The organism is Streptomyces callyspongiae, from assembly GCF_047200695.1.
Classification (GTDB): Bacteria; Actinomycetota; Actinomycetes; order Streptomycetales; family Streptomycetaceae; genus Streptomyces.
In genome coordinates, this window is the sequence record NZ_JBJZOM010000007.1 from 21724 (window position 1) to 38099 (window position 16376).

General features: G+C 75.9%; 13 protein-coding genes. 6 read left to right on the forward strand and 7 right to left on the reverse strand.

Going from position 1 to position 16376, the window contains the following annotated elements; all coding sequences use genetic code 11:
- Window positions 1-28: 28 nt before the first annotated feature.
- Window positions 29-1066 (reverse strand): MerR family transcriptional regulator, encoded by a 1038-nt coding sequence (locus ACL06G_RS08355; protein ID WP_412835656.1) that lies wholly within the window; start codon window positions 1064-1066, stop codon window positions 29-31.
- A gap of 160 nt (window positions 1067-1226) precedes the next feature.
- Between ACL06G_RS08355 and ACL06G_RS08360 the strand changes: the two genes are divergently transcribed.
- The 4 genes from ACL06G_RS08360 to ACL06G_RS08375 all read left to right on the forward strand — a co-directional run bounded on the left by ACL06G_RS08360 (window position 1227) and on the right by ACL06G_RS08375 (window position 5209).
- Window positions 1227-1889: a sigma-70 family RNA polymerase sigma factor gene (locus ACL06G_RS08360; RefSeq protein WP_412787887.1), complete on the forward strand. Its 663-nt coding sequence runs from the start codon at window positions 1227-1229 to the stop codon at window positions 1887-1889.
- A 115-nt stretch (window positions 1890-2004) separates the two neighbouring features.
- Entirely contained in the window at window positions 2005-2418 is a 414-nt protein-coding gene (locus ACL06G_RS08365; RefSeq protein ID WP_412835657.1) for a hypothetical protein, read from the forward strand.
- Window positions 2411-3607, forward strand: a complete 1197-nt coding sequence (locus ACL06G_RS08370) for a lycopene cyclase family protein (RefSeq protein WP_412835658.1) — start codon at window positions 2411-2413, stop codon at window positions 3605-3607. Before ACL06G_RS08365 ends, ACL06G_RS08370 begins: the two co-directional genes overlap by 8 nt.
- 30 nt (window positions 3608-3637) lie before the next feature.
- Window positions 3638-5209, forward strand: coding sequence for an FAD-dependent oxidoreductase (locus ACL06G_RS08375; RefSeq protein WP_412787904.1), 1572 nt, complete (start codon window positions 3638-3640; stop codon window positions 5207-5209).
- Between the two features lie 31 nt (window positions 5210-5240).
- Here ACL06G_RS08375 and ACL06G_RS08380 read toward each other — a convergent pair whose 3' ends face one another.
- The 5 genes from ACL06G_RS08380 to ACL06G_RS08400 form a co-directional block, all read right to left on the reverse strand.
- Window positions 5241-6218 (reverse strand): Rieske (2Fe-2S) protein, encoded by a 978-nt coding sequence (locus ACL06G_RS08380; protein ID WP_412835659.1) that lies wholly within the window; start codon window positions 6216-6218, stop codon window positions 5241-5243.
- A complete protein-coding gene (locus tag ACL06G_RS08385) occupies window positions 6215-7222 on the reverse strand; it encodes a phytoene/squalene synthase family protein (protein ID WP_412835660.1) in 1008 nt (335 codons plus the stop codon). The genes ACL06G_RS08380 and ACL06G_RS08385 overlap by 4 nt, the downstream gene beginning before the upstream one ends.
- A gap of 63 nt (window positions 7223-7285) precedes the next feature.
- Window positions 7286-8851, reverse strand: coding sequence for a phytoene desaturase family protein (gene crtI / locus ACL06G_RS08390; protein WP_412787882.1), 1566 nt, complete (start codon window positions 8849-8851; stop codon window positions 7286-7288).
- Window positions 8852-8957: 106 nt separating this feature from the next.
- Window positions 8958-10322: a cryptochrome/photolyase family protein gene (locus ACL06G_RS08395; protein WP_412835661.1), complete on the reverse strand. Its 1365-nt coding sequence runs from the start codon at window positions 10320-10322 to the stop codon at window positions 8958-8960.
- A gap of 70 nt (window positions 10323-10392) precedes the next feature.
- The gene (locus tag ACL06G_RS08400) at window positions 10393-12525 is read right to left on the reverse strand and encodes an MMPL family transporter (RefSeq protein ID WP_412787880.1); all 2133 of its coding nucleotides are present in this window, start codon (window positions 12523-12525) and stop codon (window positions 10393-10395) included.
- A 57-nt stretch (window positions 12526-12582) separates the two neighbouring features.
- On the opposite strand from ACL06G_RS08400, the gene ACL06G_RS08405 reads away from it, so the two are divergent.
- Complete coding sequence (locus ACL06G_RS08405) at window positions 12583-13080, forward strand: MarR family winged helix-turn-helix transcriptional regulator (RefSeq protein ID WP_412787879.1); 498 nt, start codon at window positions 12583-12585, stop codon at window positions 13078-13080.
- Here the strand turns inward: ACL06G_RS08405 and ACL06G_RS08410 are convergent.
- Entirely contained in the window at window positions 13049-14809 is a 1761-nt protein-coding gene (locus tag ACL06G_RS08410; protein ID WP_412835662.1) for an SDR family oxidoreductase, read from the reverse strand. The two genes, ACL06G_RS08405 and ACL06G_RS08410, sit on opposite strands and share 32 nt — an antisense overlap.
- On the opposite strand from ACL06G_RS08410, the gene ACL06G_RS08415 reads away from it, so the two are divergent.
- Complete coding sequence (locus tag ACL06G_RS08415) at window positions 14800-16371, forward strand: MFS transporter (RefSeq protein ID WP_412835663.1); 1572 nt, start codon at window positions 14800-14802, stop codon at window positions 16369-16371. The two genes, ACL06G_RS08410 and ACL06G_RS08415, sit on opposite strands and share 10 nt — an antisense overlap.
- Window positions 16372-16376 lie beyond the last annotated feature (5 nt).

A 16376-nucleotide genomic window follows, 5' to 3' on the forward strand; every position in this document is an offset into this window, starting at 1 on the left:
CCTTCCTCACGGGGTCACTGCCGCCGCGTCATTGTGCATCGCCGGTGCCGCCCCCGGTGGGACCCGCCCGCGACGTGTCCGCCCCCGGAGGAAGGGCGAGCCGTTCGAGCAGCTCCAGCGCGTCGCGCAGGCCGTGCGGGCGGTGCAGTCCGGGGAGCGGCCCGCCCGCCCAGCCCGGCCCGGCCGCGACGACGGCCGGCCGGCCGCGCGCTCCGCGTACCCCCCACGTCATCGCCGCCAGATGACGGGCCAGCGGACGGCTGGCCGTGGAGCGCGACTGCGACCAGAGCACCACGGCCGACGGCCCGGTGCGCCGGACGGCCTCCTCCAGCGCGGGCGCGGGCACCGCCGCGCCGAACATCAGCACCGGCACCTCCCGGCACCCGAGGCCCGCGAACAGTGCTTCGAGCGGGAGGACGTGCAGTTCCCCGGGTACGCAGGCGAGCACAACCGGCCCCGGTGCCGGGCCGCTGCCCGTGCCTTCCGGCGGTGCTGCGGACGCGGTCGCTGCCGCCGTACTCCGCAGCGCGGCCGACACGTGCCAGGACAGAAGGTGTTCCACCTCCACGTACCTGTCCCCGGCCGCTTCCCACTTGCGCCCGACGGCCCGCAGGGTCGGCACCATCACCTCCTCCCAGGCCGCGAGGATGCCGTGGTCGCGGACGGCGGTGTCCAGGGCCGTTCCCAGGGCTGCGGCGTCCAGCCGCACCGCGGCCCGGGCCAGGCCCCGGCACTCCTGGCGCACGTCGCCCAGCGGCAACCCGCCGCCGGCGCCGCCCGACCGCTCCCCGCGCGTCCCCGGGACGCCCCGGGGTGATCCGGTCCCCGCGGGGGCGCGAGCGGCCCGGGCGGCTTCGGCAGGCGGCACTCCCGCGGCGGTCAGCCGGCACATCTCCTGCAGCACCGTGACGTCCTCAGGTGACCAGCGCCGGTGCCGGCCCTCCTCACGCACGCTCGGGCCGATGCCGTACCGGCGGTCCCAGGACCGCAGCGTGGTGGGTGACACGCCGAGCCGCCGGGCCACGGCGCCGGTGGTCAGGCCGGGAGGGGGTGCGGAGCGCTCCATGCCACCCACTATACGACGCACAAACGATGCGAGTTGTCGTCGTGCAACGCTTCGGGAAGTCTCGCCGGTAGCCACGAGCCGTTCGGAGCCGGGCGCCCGCGGACTGCGGAACAGGGCCCCCGGCACCGTCCGGCCCGGTCACCGGAGCGAGGAGCCCGCCATGACGGCCACCACCCAGCCAGCCCGCAGCACCGATCGCCGCCCGGCCCCCGCGAGGACCGTGCCGCACCCCGCGACCGGCCCCGGGGGCGCCCTGCACGCCCCGACGGAGGAGAGCCGCGCGGACGAGGAGACGGCCGCACGCTTCCTCGACGGCGACGAACTCGCGCTCGCCGCCGTCTACCAGCGGTGGTCGGCACTGGTCCACACCCTCGCGCTGCGCGCGCTCGGGGACCGCGGCGAAGCCGAGGACGTCACCCAGCAGGTGTTCCTCGCCGCCTGGCGCGGCCGCCACGGATACCGGCCGGACCGCGGCACGCTCGCCGGCTGGCTGGTCGGCATCACCCGGCGGAAGGTCGCCGACGCCCTCGCGGCCCGCACCCGCCGCGGCGACCTCGCCACGCTGGCGGCGGCCCGCGAGGAGCAGCGCACCGCGCGACTCCCCTCCGAGACCGAGGCGGCGCTCGACAGGGTGCTCGTCGCCGAGGAGCTCGCAGCCCTGCCGGAAGGGCAGCGACGCGTCCTCCGCATGGCCTTCTACGACGATCTGACGCAGACCCAGATCGCCGAACTCACCGGCCTCGCTCTCGGCACCGTCAAGAGCCACGCCCGCCGGGGCCTGCACCGGCTCCGCCGCCGCCTGGCGGACGCCGACACCCGCTGACCGCACCGGACACCGGCGCCGCGCGTCACCCGCCCGGTGACCCGGGGTCACCGAGGAACACCCACAGTGCCGGTAGGCTTCCGCAGGCCTGCCGGCACGACAGGAGGTACTGCGCGTGCACCACATCGACCCCGCGTGCCTGGCCGCGTACTCCCTGGGCGAGGAACCCGGGACACTCACCGCCGCGCAGCAGCGCCACCTCCGTGCCTGCCCCGCGTGCTCGGCGCGGTGGCGGTCCCTCCGCCGCGTGGTGGCGGCGGCGCGCGCCGCCCGGCCCGAGGACGCCGTCGAACGGCCGCCGCACCGCGTGTGGCACGCCCTGCTGGACAGCCTCGCCTCCGACAGTCCTGCCACTGCCGACACCGCTGACACTCCCGACACCGCTGACACTCCCGACACCGCTGACACTCCCGGCACCCCCGACACCCCCGACACCCCCGAGCCCTCCGACGCGGCGGCCGTCCGGCCCGGTGACCCCGCGGTCCGCGGGCGGCTGCCCGGGGAGAGAGGGGAACCGCCCGGTGCGTGAGGCGGACGTCGTCGTCATCGGCGCCGGAGCAGCCGGACTCTCGCTCGCACGGCTGCTCGCGCGCGCTCCCGCGTCCCGCGGACCGCGTACCGTCGCGCTCCTGGAGACACCCGACACCCGCCGGCGTGCCCCGGACCGCACCTGGTGCTTCTGGGGCCCGGACGACGCCGAACCCGACCGCTTCGAAGAGGCGTCCTGGGGCCGCCTCCGGGTGCACGGGCCGACCGGCGGGGCGGTCGAACGGGACACCGCCCCGCTGCGCTACCGGATGATCCGCTCCGCCACCTACGCCCGTGAGGTCTCCCGACTGCTGTCCGAGGACGGCCGGGTGCGGCGTGTCGCGGCCACCGTCACGGGCGTCACGGACGGTTCCGACGCGGCGTCCGTCCGCTGCGTCACGGCGGACGGCCACCGCAGCGGGATGCGTGCACGGTGGGTCTTCGACTCCCGGCCGAAGCGGCCGCTCCCACCCGCGCGCACGCTGCTGCTCCAGCACTTCCGCGGCTGGTTCCTGCGCACGGCCCGCGACCGTTTCGACCCCGGGGTCGCCGAACTGATGGACTTCCGCGTCCCGCAGCCGCACCACGGCCTCGCCTTCGGCTACGTACTGCCCTTCGACTCCCGCACCGCCCTCGTGGAGTACACCGAGTTCTCCTCCGGCGTCCTGGACCGTGCGGCCTACGAGCGGGCGCTGCGCCACTACGCGGACACCGTGCTGCGGCTCGGCCACTACCGGGTGGAAGCGGCCGAACAGGGCGTCATCCCCATGACCGACGCGGTGTTCCCGCGCCGTACCGGGGCCCGCGTGTTCCCTCTCGGAGCCGCCGCGGGAGCCACCCGTCCCTCGACCGGCTACACCTTCGCCGCGGTGCAGCGCCAGGTGCACCACGTCGCCGACGCGCTGTGCGCCGGCCGGACCCCGCTGCCGCCACGCCTGCACTCCCGCCGCGCCCGCGCCATGGACGCCGTCCTGCTGCGGGCCCTGGACACCGGCAGGATCAGCGGCGCCGTCCTCTTCGAGGAACTGTTCCGGCACCACCGTGCCCCGGAACTCCTCCGGTTCCTGGACGGGGGAACCTCTCCGCTCGAAGACCTGCGGATCGGCGCCGCCGCGCCCGTGCTCCCGATGCTCCGGACCGCCGCCGAGCTTCCCTTCCTCCGCCGCCGCCCGCGCGGCGGGGGAACCTGACCCGACCGCCGAGGAGGCCCGTTGCCCTTCCTGCGCACCCCCGACCCGTCCGCTTCCACCGGCTCCCGGGCCGCCGCGCCCGCCCGGCGCGGCCGGGACCGCCGTGCCGAGACGGTCCCACCGCCGCCCGGCGCGCCGCGCTTCGGGTCGCCGCCCCCGCACATCGGAGTCGTCGGCGGCGGTATCGCGGGAATCGCCGCCGCCACCGCACTGGCCGAGCGCGGCGCCCGCGTCACACTCTGGGAACGGGAGCCCGAACTCGGCGGTCGCCTCACCGGCCGGCCCGAACAGCTGCGGGACGGCAGCACGGTGACGATGAGCCGTGGCTTCCACGCCTTCTTCCGGCAGTACTACAACCTGCGGGGCCTGCTGCGGCGCGTCGACGGCTCTCTCGGCATGCTCCGCCCCCTCCCGGAGTATCCGCTGCGGCACCGCGACGGCCCGTGCGACGGGTTCCGCCGCCTGCCCCGGACACCGCCCTGGAACGCGCTCGCCTTCGCCGCCACGAGCGAGACCTTCCGCAGCCGGGACCTGCCCCGGCTGCGGCCCGGAGCCGCACTGCCCCTGCTGGACGTGCGGGTGCCCGGGATCTACCGGGCCCTGGACGGCACCAGCGCCCAGCAGTACCTGGACGCCGTCGGCTTCCCCCCTGCGGCGCGGCACCTGGCGTTCGAGGTCTTTTCCCGCAGCTTCTTCGCCGACCCCGACGAGCTGTCCGCGGCCGAACTGGCGCTCATGTTCCACCTGTACTTCCTCGGCTCCAGCGAGGGACTCCTCTTCGACGTGCCCGACGAGCCGTACCCGCAGGCGCTGTGGCGCCCGCTGGCCCGCTACCTGGCGGGACACGGGGCACACGTGGAGACCTCGGCCCCGGTCGCGGCCCTTTGTCGCGACGGTGAGCGTCTCACCGTCCACACCGGCGGCCCCCGGAACGCCTGCCCGGTGGACGCGGTCGTCCTCGCGCTCGACACCGACGGCCTCCGCGGCCTGGTCGAGCGCTCCCCGGAGGTCGGCGACGCCGCCTGGCGCGCCGCGGTGGGGCGGCTGCGGACCGCGCCGCCCTTCCTGGTGTCCCGACTGTGGCTGGATCGGCCGGTGGCAGCGGAGCGTCCCGGATTCCTCGGCACCGCCGGCTACGGCCCGCTGGACAACGTCAGCGTCCTGGAGCGCTGGGAGGGCGAGGCCGCGCGCTGGGCGGCCCGCAGCGGCGGGTCCGTCGTCGAACTCCACGCGTACGCGGTGCGGGAGAACCACCGCGAGGTGGAGCGGCAGCTGCGGGCGCAGCTCCACGCGGTGTACCCGGAGACACGGGCCGCCACCGTCGTCGACGCCCGGCACGAGTGGCGGGCCGACTGCCCGCTGTTCCCGGTGGGCGGCTTCGCGGACCGTCCGGGCGTCCGCACATCCGACCCGCGCATCGTGCTGGCGGGCGACCTGGTCCGCTGCGACCTGCCCGTCGCCCTGATGGAACGCGCGGCGACCACCGGCTTCCTGGCCGCGAACGCGCTGCTGGAGCAGTGGGGCGTGCGCGGGCAGCGACTGTGGACGGTGCCGCGGCGCGGCCGCTCACCCCTGCTGCGCCGGCTCGCCGCCCTGGCCTGAACGACCCCGGAACCGCACCGGGGTGCGGGCGTCAGCCCGGGAAGCGGCCCGTGCTGCGCAGCGCCCAGCGCCGTTCCGCGTACGCCAGGTCGTCGCGCCACAACCGGTCCGCCGCGCGGCGCACCAGCGGACGAAGCGCCGGAGCCGCCCGGCGCGCCACCGCGAAGCCCCGCCGTCCGGAACAGGCCAGCACCGCCTCCACCACGGCGGTCCGCGGCCGTCCCTGCGCGTCGCCGCCCAGCGGTGTCGCGTGCGTCTCCACCACCGAACCCGCGCCCTCGCCCTCGGCGATGCGCATGACCACCGTCCGCGGCCCCGGCGCGGTGAACACCGCGCGCACCGGCACCACCAGCCGTCCCGCCACGCGGAACGACACCCGCACCACGAACTTCTCCGGCCCGGCCTGCTCCACCGTCAGGTCGGTGAAGGCGTACGGATGGAACCACGCCCCGTGCCACGGATCGAGGCGGTTGGCCACCACGTCCTCCGGCTCGCACACCCCCGCGGTCCGCGTCACCGCGTCCAGCACCGTCCCGGCCGGCGGCCGTGCGGGCACCGGGGGACGCGGCAGCGGACGCTCCCCGCCCAGCGCGTCCAGCCGCACCCACACCAGCACCCCGTCGTCGTGGACCGGGTACGGCTCCCACCCCGCGAACGGGCCGCCGTCCAGCACGAGCCCGTGCCAGTGGCAGACGATCCTCCCGCAGCGCACCGGACTCTCCCGCAGCGGTGCGCCCAGGTGCGGGCAGATGCCCGGCCCGGCCCGCAGGGCGCCGCCGGGACCGCGCCACACCACGACCTCGTGCCCACCGAGCGGGACCCCGAAGGGGACACCCTCCCGCACCTCGCGGCTGCCGCACACCACGTACCAGTTGCCCGTCGGTCTGCCCAGCGCCGCCCGCAGGGCGTCCGCGACGACCGCGGGCTTTGCCTCCTGCCAGGTCGAGCGCCGACCGTGCCGGCGGTGGCGCCAGGTCAGCGGGACGCGGCGGGAGCGGCCCGACGTCACCGGGGGGCCTCGCCGGGCAGCGCCGCCCGGCGGTCCGTGCCGGGGAGCCGCCGCCCCGGGGACGCGGACCCGCGTGCGCGGAACCGCGCCGCGCCGACGGCCGCCGCCCCGCGTGCCGCAACGGCCGCGCGTCGCCGCCGCGGCACGGTCACCCGCCGGTGCACCACCGGGAATCCGGCGGTGGCAGCCGTGTCGAGGATCCCCCGGTACAGCGCGAACGCCGTACGGATGCAGGGCCGGGACACCGGGTCCAGCAGGGCGATCCCGGGCTCCGCCTCCCGGTAGACGCCGCGCGTCAGGGCGGCCGCGTCCTCCAACGCGGCGGTGATCCGGGGATCGCCGCGCCCGGTCCGGCGGCTCCACAGCAGCAGGTCCCGTTCGACGCCGCGGGCTGCCAGCAGGTCGGCGGGCAGGTAGACCCGGCCCCGGTCCAGGTCCTCGCCGACGTCGCGGACGAAGTTGGTCAGCTGGAACGCGACGCCCAGCGCCGCGGCGTGCGGCGCCGCCTCCTCCTCGGCGGTGACGGTGCCCAGCACCGGCACCATCTGCAGCCCGATGACGGCGGCGGAACCGTGCATGTAGGCGCGCAGCGCGGCGTAGTCGGCATAGTCCGTGGTGTCGAGGTCCTGCCGCATCGACGCAAGGAAGTCCGTGAAGTGCCGGTGGGGGATGCCGTACCGCCGGGCCGTGTCGGACAGGGCCCGCACCACCGGTTCCCTGCTCGCGCCGGTGCGCAGGCCGTCCGCGAGCTCCCGTTCCCAGGCAGCCAGAGCGGCGGCACGCTGCGACGGCGGAACGTCGGCCGAGAGGTCGTCGACGATGTCGTCGGCCCAGCGGGCGAAGCCGTACAGCGCGTGCACCGCCGGACGCCGTTCCGGAGGGAGCAGCCGGGTCGCCAGGAAGTAGGTGCGCCCGTGGCGGGCGTTGAGGCGCCGGCTCACGGCGTAGTCCCGGCGCAGCGACGGGTCGGTGATGCCGGCGGCGGTCAGCTCACGCTCGGTCATGGGGCTGAGTCTGCGGGACGCGGGTCCCGGCCGCATTCCGGCGCGCCCGTCCGCGACCGGAGCTCACCCGTGTCGGTGGAACACCCGTGTCGGCCGAACGCGTGCGGGCGGGTGCGCGCCGCCTCCGGTGATGCGGGCGGCGGCCAGTTTGCCGGAGAGCAGCACGGTGGGGATGCCGACGCCCGGCGTGGTGCCGCAGCCCGCCAGCACGGCGTTCTCCGTGCCGCGCACGGTGCTCCGGGGACGGAACGGGCCGGTCTGGGCCAGGGTGTGGGCCGCGGAGAACGGTGTTCCCGCGGCCAGGCCCTGGGCGGCCCAGTCGGCCGGGGTGACCAGCACCTGCTCCTCGATGGCGGCGTCCAGGCCGGTGAGGCCGCGCTCCTCCAGGGCGGCGACGAGCGTGTCGCGGTAGCGGGGGCCCAGCTCGCGCCAGGCCGCGGCGTCCGGCCCGACGTCGGTGTTGGGGCAGGGCGCGAGGACGTAGTGCAGGTGGCGGCCCGGCGGGGCGAGCGCCGGGTCGTGCGTGGTGGGCCGGGACACGAGCAGCGAGGGGTCGCTCATGAGGCGGCCCGTGCGGGTCAGTTCGTCGAAGGTGCGCCGCCATGCCGCCCCGAAGGAGAGGGTGTGGTGCGCGAGGCGGTCCCAGGTCCGGTCCGTGCCGGCGTGCAGCACCACCGCGGACGGTGCGTGCCGCAGCGGTAGCGGGCGCCGCGGGGTGCGGCCCAGCAGCCGGTAGGAGAGCGGCAGGTCGGCGGTGAGCACCACGGCGTCGCAGGGGAGACGCCTCCCGTCGGCCGTCAGGACGGCGCGCACCCGTTCACCGGAGCGTTCCAGCGACGACGCCTCGCAGTGCCAGTGGAACGTGCCGCCCGCGTCGCGGGCGGCTTCCGCCAGGGCCGTGCCGACCGCGTGCATGCCGCCCCGGGGGAACCAGACTCCGGCGACGGTGTCCATGTAGGCGATCACGGCGTAGGCCGCCAGTGCGCGTGCCGGCGGCACCCCGGCGTAGAGGGCCTGGAAGCAGAACACCCGGCGCAGCCGTTCGTCCGCGAGGAATCTCCCCACGGCCCGGTCGAGGCGGCCGAACCCGCCCAGGGCGGCGAGCCGCACCAGGTCCCGGTGGAGCAGGTCGCGGGGCGCGTCGACGTGGGCGTCGATGAAGCGTCCGATCTGGGTTCGGTAGAGGCGGGTGAGCCAGTGGCGCAGGTCCCGGTAGCCGGCGGCCTCCCGCGGGCCGGCGAAGCGCCGCACCTCGTCCTCCATCGCCTCCGGGTCGGTGTGCACGTCCAGCCGGGTGCCGTCGGCGAACTCGGCACGGTAGGCGGGATGCAGCGGCAGCAGTTCCAGCCGTTCCGCGACGGACGTGCCGACGGCGGCCAGCGCTTCGTCGAGGAGGTGGGGCATCGTCAGCACCGTCGGGCCGGTGTCGATCCGGAAGCCGCCCAGGTCGATCCGTCCGGCCCGGCCGCCCGGGACGCCGGAGCGTTCCAGCACGGTGACGCGGCGCCCCGCGCCGAGCAGGTGGAGTGCGGCGGAGAGCCCGGCGAGGCCGGCACCGACCACGACGACGTGGTCGGTGCGGCCCGGGACCGTCCTCCTCGGCGGCCGGGCCGGGGCGGTGTGCTGCATGCGGGCCCCTTCGGAGGGCGGAAGCGGTCGTCCCTCTTCTACCGGAGGCCGTCCCGTCCGCCGTGCAGCGCCACGCGGGATGCGGGGGTGCGGCGTGCCTCCGGCGTCAGTCCGCGCCGCGGGCCCGGCGGAAGCGGTCCAGGCCCTCGGCGAGGTCGACGAGGGGATCCGGGTAGTCGAGGGCGGCGCGCTCCGGGCCGGGGAGCTTCCAGGGGGTGTGGACGGCGGGCGCGTCGAGGTCGGCGAGTTCGGGGACCCAGCGGCGCACGTACCGTCCGTCGGGGTCGAAGCGTTTGGCCTGGGCGAGCGGGTTGAGCACCCGGTTGGGGCGGGTGTCGGTACCGGTTCCGGCCACCCACTGCCAGTTGAGCTGGTTGTTGGCGACGTCGCCGTCCACCAGCAGGTCGAGGAAGTGGCGGGCGCCGATCCGCCAGTCCAGGTACAGCGTCTTGGCGAGGAAGCTGCCGGCCAGCAGCCGCCCCCGGTTGTGCATCCAGCCCTCGTGGCGCAGCTGCCGCATCGCCGCGTCGACGATCGGGTAGCCGGTGCGGCCGGCCCGCCACGCCTCGGCGGCCCGCTCGTCGTTCCGCCAGCGGTCGTGGTGGGTGCGGTAGTCCTCGCGGGCCGCCTGCGGGCGCGCCGCCAGCACCTGGTGGTGGAAGTCGCGCCACGCGACCTGCCGCACGAACGCCTCGGCGCCCGCCCCGCCCCGCTGCCGCGCGCGGTGCACCAGCTCCACCGCGGACAGCGTGCCGAAGTGGAGGTGGGGGGAGAGCCGGGAGGTGGCGTCGCCGGACAGGTCGTCGTGGCGTTCCTCGTAGGCGTCCATGCCGTGGCGTACCCAGCGGGCGAAGCGGTCGCGGCCCTCGGTCTCGCCGCCCCGGGCGAGGCCGGGCGAGACGTCGTCCACCGCCGACCGGGCGGGCATCCTCCCGGAGGGCAGGGCGTCGGGCACCGGGACGCGGCGCGGCGCCGCCAGCGGGTCCCGCAGGCGTTCCCTCTCCCAGCGGCGGAAGTACGGGGTGAAGACGGCGAAGTGGTCCCGGTCCTGCGGGGTCACGGCACCGGGTGCCAGCGCTGTGGTCACCGCGTCGTGCACGTGCAGCGCGCGGCCGTCCGCCTCCAGCGCGGACCGCAGCCGGTCCTCGCGCCGGTGGGCGAAGCCGCTCACGTCGGCGGCGACGTGCACGTCGCGTGCGCCGGACTCGTGCGCCGCACGGCAGGTCTCCGCCACCACGTCGCCGCTGCGCAGCACCAGCCGCCCGCCGCGGTCCCGCAGCGCCGCGTCGAGATCCCCCAGGCAGTCGGCGAGGAACGCCCGGCGGTTGGGCGCGTCGAAGCGGGCGGCGCGCACCGCGTCGTCGAGGACGAACAGCGGCACCACCGCGTCGGCCCCGTCCAGGGCGGCTCGCAGCACGGGGTTGTCGTGCAGCCGCAGGTCGGCGGTGAACAGGGCGAGGGAGACGGTCACGGAATCACTCCGGCGGGTCCGGGATCGGGCACGTGCACCCTTTCCCGGGGCCGGCGCCGCGCGGATGCGGTCAGGTCCGGGAAATCACCTCGCCGGGTGAGTCGGCCCGCGGCGCCCGGGGGTCGTGGCGCAGCGCGCTCGGCCACCACAGCACCGGCCCCGCGTCCCGGACGAGGGCGGGCACCAGCAGCGAGCGCACGACGAGGGTGTCCAGCAGCACGCCGAACGCCACGATGAAGGCGATCTGCACCAGGAAGGCGAGCGGGATGACGGCGAGTGCCGCGAAGGTCGCCGCCAGAACAACCCCGGCGGAGGTGATGACCCCGCCGGTGGCGGTCAGTCCGGTCAGCACCCCGGCCCGGGTGCCGTGGCGCAACGACTCCTCCCGCACCCGGGTCATCAGGAAGATGTTGTAGTCCACGCCGAGCGCTACCAGGAACACGAAGCCGTAGAGCGGCACGGAGGCGTCGGTGCCCCCGAAGCCCAGCAGGTGGTCGAAGACGACTGCGGCGATGCCGACCGTGGCGAAGTAGTTCAGTGCCACCGTGGCGACCAGCAGCAGCGGCATCAGCAGTGAGCGCAGCAGCAGGGCGAGGATCACCACGATGATGCCAAGTACCACGGGCGTGATCACCGTGCGGTCGCGCTGCGCGGCCTGCTGCGTGTCGTACTGCTGTGCGGTGTATCCGCCGACCAGGGCGTCGGCGCCCTCGACCGCGTGCAGGCGGGTCCGCAGCCGCTGGACCGTGCGCTGTGCCGCGTCGCTGTCGGCGGGGGCGGCCAGGGTGGCGTCGATCAGCACCCGTCCGCCGACCGTCCGCGGTGTGCCGCCGCCGGGGCGTCCCGACCCGGTGAGCGGCACCGCCCGGGTGACGCCCTCGGTACGGGCGGCGGTACGGGTGACCTCGCGCACGACGTCGGCGTTCGCCACGACGACGGCCGGGTTGCCGGAGCCGCCGGGGTAGTGGTCGGCCAGTTTCTCCTGGGCGGTCACCGACGGCGCGTCGTCGACGAAGATCTCGTCGAGCGGCACGCCGTCCGACTCCAGCTGCGGGGCGAAGGCCGCGCAGGCCAGGAGCGCGACCAGCGTGCCCGCCCAGATGCGGCGGGGTGCGCGCTCGACGAGCGAGGCGACCCGGCCCCAGATGCCGTTCCCGGCCCCCGGCCCGGCCGCTGTCTCCCGCGGGCGGGCGGGCCAGTAGGCGGCACGCCCCAGCAGCGCCAGTGCGGCGGGGAGGAAGGTCGTGGTCGCCACGACGGCACAGGCGATGCCCAGCGCCCCCACCGGGCCGAGCGCCCGGTTGTTGGCGAGGTCGCTGAGCAGCAGGGCCAGCAGGCCGAGCCCGACCGTGGCGGCGCTGGCGACGATCGCCCCGGCGGACCGGCGTACGGCGGTCCGCATCGCGGACAGCCGGTCGGCGTCCGCGCGTGCCGCCAGTTCCTCCTTGAAACGCGCGGACAGCAGCAGGGCGTAGTCGGTCGCGGCGCCGATGACCAGGATGGAGAGGATGCCCTGGACCTGCCCGTCCACCCGCACCAGGTCGTGTTCGGCCAGCACGTGGACCAGGGCGCTGGCCAGCGAGAGTGCGAGGACCGCGCTGAGAATGATCACCAGGGGGAGCAGCACGCTGCGGTAGACGAGCAGCAGGATCAGCAGGACGACGCCGAGTGCGACGCCCAGCAGCAGTCCGTCGATGCCTGCGAAGGCGTCGGAGAGGTCCGCCTGGGTCGCCGCCGGGCCGCCCACGTACGCGGTGCTGCCCGGCACGTCCGCCGCGGCCTGCCGGATGCGGTCGATCGCGGCCGGGGCGTCCTCGCCGAGGTCGGAGCGCAGCTGCAGCACGCCCTGCAGCGCCTCACCGTCCCGCGAGGGCAGGGCGGGCGACACGGCGCCGGAGACTGCCGGGTCGCCGGCGAGGGACCGCAGCGCCCGGGTCGCCGCCGTCCGCTGTCCGGGAGTCACCGTGCCGTCGTCCGCGGTCCACACCACGATCGCGGGGACCGTCCGGTTCGGCTGGAAGTCCTGCTGGGCCTCCAGGGCGCGGGTGGATTCGGCGGACTGCGGCAGGAAGGCCGTCCGGTCGTTGGTGGCGACCTCCCCGAGCTTGCCCGCGTACGGGCCGACGACCCCGCCGAGGCCGAGCCAGGCGACCAGCAGCAGGACGGGTACGAGCCATCGCAGTGCGCGCGGCGTGGTGGGCATCCGGCGTGTCCTCACACTCGAAATATCTCAATCATTGAGAGAACTTACCCTGGAGGGGTGGCGCACTCATCCGGCGGGTCCTCCCGGGGGACCGAACCCGACACCGACCTCCAGACGTTCGCGGTGCTGCTCCGCCGGATCAACGGCGAGATCAACCGCATCGCACAGGAGTTCGCGCACGCGCAGGGCCTCCACCACACCGACGTGCGCGCCCTGGCCGCGCTCCTCGACGCGGACCCCGGAGCAGGTCCGATGACGCCCGGGAGGCTGCGGGAGCATCTCGACCTCACCTCCGGTGCCGTCAGCGCCTGCCTCAACCGGCTCGAGGGCGGCGGCCACATCCGGCGCGTCCGCGACGCCGGGGACGGACGGGTGGTGCACCTGCACTACGCGCCCGCCGGGCGCGACACCGCACGCGCGTACTTCCGCCCGCTCGCCCGCAGCACCGACGCCGCACGGCAGCGGTTCACCGAGGACGAGCTGCGCACCGTCGTGCGCTTCCTCGCGGCGATGGGCGACGAACTCACCTCCGGGCGCGCACCCGAGAAGGACTGACCTCTCCACCGGGCGCCCCGCCGGCGTGCGCCGACCGCTCCGCCACACGCGCGATGTTCCGCGCCATGCCGCCGAACACCGGTCCGTGGAACGGTGCGACACCACACCAATAGAGGTGGCCGGCCAGACCGTGCGGATGGAACACCGCCCGCTGCAGGTACACGGTGCGGCCCTCCGCGTCCCGGGCGACCCGCAGCTCGAGCCAGGCGAGCCCCGGAAGCCGCATCTCGGCGCGCAGCCGCAGCAGCCGCCGCGGCCGCACCTCCTCCACCCGCCAGAAGTCCAGCGAGTCGCCCACCCGCAGCCGGTGGGGGTCGCGCCGCCCGCGCCGCAGTCCCACCCCGCCCAGCAGCCGGTCCAGCCGGCCCCGCACCGCCCAGGCGAGCGAGAACGAGTACCAGCCGTGCTCCCCGCCGATCCCCTCGATCACCCGCCACAGCGCCTCCGGGGAGGCGTCGACCCGACGGGCCCGCCGATCGGTGTACAGACTGCCGCCCGCCCAGTCCGGGTCGGTCGGCAGCGGGTCACTGGGCGCCCACGGCACGGAGGCCGACGACCAGCGGGTCGACACCTCCGCCTCCCGGATGCGCTGGAGCGCCAGCCGCAGCGCGCTGTCGAAGCCGAGGCGGCCTCCCGGCGGGTCGGGCACGTAGGCGGCGATGTCGTCCTCCCGGCACACCACCTCGTGGCGCAGCGACTCCGCCAGCGGACGGGCGATCGCGGCGGGCACCGGAGTGACCAGGCCGATCCAGTGGCTCGACAGGCTCGGCGTCAGCACCGGCACCGGGACGATCACCCGTCGCGGCAGCCCCGCCACCGCCGCGTACCGCTGCATCATCTCGCGATACGTCAGCACCTCGGGCCCGCCGATGTCGAAGGTCCGGTTGACCTCCGCCGGAAGCCGCGCGCAGCCGACGAGGTACCGCAGCACGTCGCGTACCGCCACCGGCTGGATCGGGGTCCGCACCCAGCTCGGCGTCACCATCGCCGGCAGCCGCTCCGTGAGGTACCGCAGCATCTCGAACGAGGCCGACCCCGACCCGATGACCACGGCCGCCCGCAGCACCGCCGTGGGCACCCCCGACGCCAGCAGGATCCGCCCCACCTCGGCCCGGGACCGCAGATGCGGCGACAGTTCGCGTTCCGGCACACCCTCCGGGGTGAGACCGCCGAGGTAGACGATGCGCCGCACGCCCGCCGCGCGCGCCTCCTCCCCGAAGATCCGGGCCGCCCTCCGGTCCGTCTCCTCGAAGTCGCGGCCGCTGCCCAGGGCGTGCACCAAGTAGTAGGCGACATCCACCCCCCGCATCGCCTCCCGGACCTGCCCCGGGTCCGTCACGTCGCCGGGCGCCACCTCGACCCGGTGCGCCCAGGGGTGGTCCCGCAGCTTCTCCGGCGTCCGGGCCAGGCACCGCACGGTGTGGCCCGCCTCCAGCAGCTCCGGCACCAGCCGGCCGCCGACATAACCGCTCGCGCCCGTCACCAGGCAGCGCAAGGGCTCCTCGCCCTTCTCGGGCACGGCATCGGACACGGTGCACTCTCCCTCCGGCGGGGCCACCACGGCCGCCGCCGGGCGGCCGTGGTGGCAGGAACGGGTCGGCGATTCCCTCCCTGCCGTCTTCCGAAGCGTGCCCGCCGCCGGATGCACCCGTCGGGGGAACCGGCCCGGCCGGTCTCCTCCGCCGTTTCGGCGACCGCCTCCGCGGCCACCCGGGGCGCGTGAGCGCATCCCACGCCGCCCCCGGAACCGTCGTCCACGGCACCGCCACCGGTCGGTGGGTGCTGGCGGCGACAGTGCTCGGCTCCGCGATGGGCTTCCTCGACGCGACAGTGGTGAACGTCGCCCTGCCCGCCATCGGCAGCGACCTGGACGCCGGGGTCTCCGCCCTCCAGTGGGTCCTGGACGGCTACCTGCTGACCCTCGCCGCCCTCATCCTGCTCGGCGGCTCGCTCGCCGACCGGTACGGGCGGCGCCGTGTCTTCAGCACGGGCGTGGTGTGCTTCATGGTGCCCTCGGTGCTCTGCGCCCTCGCCCCCGACGCGACGGTACTGGTCGTGGCCCGCGGCCTGCAGGGCGTGGGCGCGGCGCTGCTCACTCCCGGAAGCCTGGCGATCATCCAGTCCGCCTTCCGCCCCGACGACCGCGCACGGGCCATCGGCACCTGGTCCGCGCTCTCCGGCGTCGCCGCCGCGCTGGGACCCATCCTCGGCGGCTACCTGATCGACGCCCTGTCCTGGCGGTGGATCTTCCTCATCAACGTGCCGCTCGGCCTTGCGGTGCTGGCCGCGACCGCGCGGCACGTGCCGGAGAGCCGCGACCCCACGGTCCGCGGCAGGCTCGACCTGCGCGGCGGCCTCCTCGCCACCCTCGGGCTCGGCGGCCTCACCTACGCCCTCATCGAGGGCCCGCGCGGCCATGTCGCCACCTGGCTGGTCCTCGCCGTGCTGCTGCTCGGCCTCGCCGCCCTGCTCGCCTTCGTCCTGACGGAACGGCGTTCACCGGCACCGATGCTCCCCCTCGGCGTGTTCGCCGCCCGGCAGTTCCTCGCCGCGAACGCCGTCACGGTGGTCGTGTACGCGGCGCTGGGCGGCGTCTTCTTCCTGCTGGTCGTCTTCCTCCAGACCTCACTGGGCTACTCGCCCCTGCTGGCCGGCGCGGCCTCGCTGCCGGTCACCCTGCTCATGCTGCTGCTCTCCGCCCGCGCCGGGCAGCTCGCGCAGCGCGTCGGGCCCCGCATCCCGCTGACCGCCGGTCCGCTGCTGCTCGCGTGCGGGATGCTGCTGATGCTCCGCATCGACGAGGGCGACCCCTACGTGTCCTCGGTGCTGCCCGCCGTGGTGGTCTTCGGCCTGGGCCTGGCCACGACCGTGGCCCCGGTGACGGCGACCGCGCTCGCCGCCGCGCCGGCGGAGCACTCCGGAGTCGCCTCCGGCATCAACAACGCCGTCTCGCGCGCCGCCCAGCTCGCGGCGGTCGCGGCGCTCCCGCCCCTGGCAGGCATCTCCGGCGGCGACTTCACCGACCCCGGCGCGCTCACCGACGGCTTCCACACCGCCATGGCGATCACCGCGGCTCTCGCCGCCGCCGGCGGGGTGCTGGCCTTCGCCACCATCCGCAGCGACGTCCTCGCCCGGGCAGCGGCCCCCGCAGGCCCGCCCGAGGCCGAGAAGGGCGCCGCCCCGGCTGCACGCGGGGCCCCGCAGAAGCCGCCGTACGAGTGCCCGCTGGCCGGCACTCCGCTCCGTCCGCCGCCCCGGAGCGGCGGAAGAGGTGGCCCTCCGGGTGCCTGAAACGG

Bases quoted from the DNA above. Each gene is read 5' to 3' on its own strand.
- ACL06G_RS08410 (WP_412835662.1), bottom strand. From the start codon at position 14,809: ATGCGCTCACGCGCCCCGGGTGGCCGCGGAGGCGGTCGCCGAAACGGC.
- ACL06G_RS08385 (WP_412835660.1), bottom strand. From the start codon at position 7,222: ATGACCGAGCGTGAGCTGACCGCCGCCGGCATCACCGACCCGTCGCTG.
- ACL06G_RS08400 (WP_412787880.1), bottom strand. From the start codon at position 12,525: ATGCCCACCACGCCGCGCGCACTGCGATGGCTCGTACCCGTCCTGCTG.
- crtI (WP_412787882.1), bottom strand. From the start codon at position 8,851: ATGCAGCACACCGCCCCGGCCCGGCCGCCGAGGAGGACGGTCCCGGGC.
- ACL06G_RS08360 (WP_412787887.1), top strand. From the start codon at position 1,227: ATGACGGCCACCACCCAGCCAGCCCGCAGCACCGATCGCCGCCCGGCC.
- ACL06G_RS08355 (WP_412835656.1), bottom strand. From the start codon at position 1,066: ATGGAGCGCTCCGCACCCCCTCCCGGCCTGACCACCGGCGCCGTGGCC.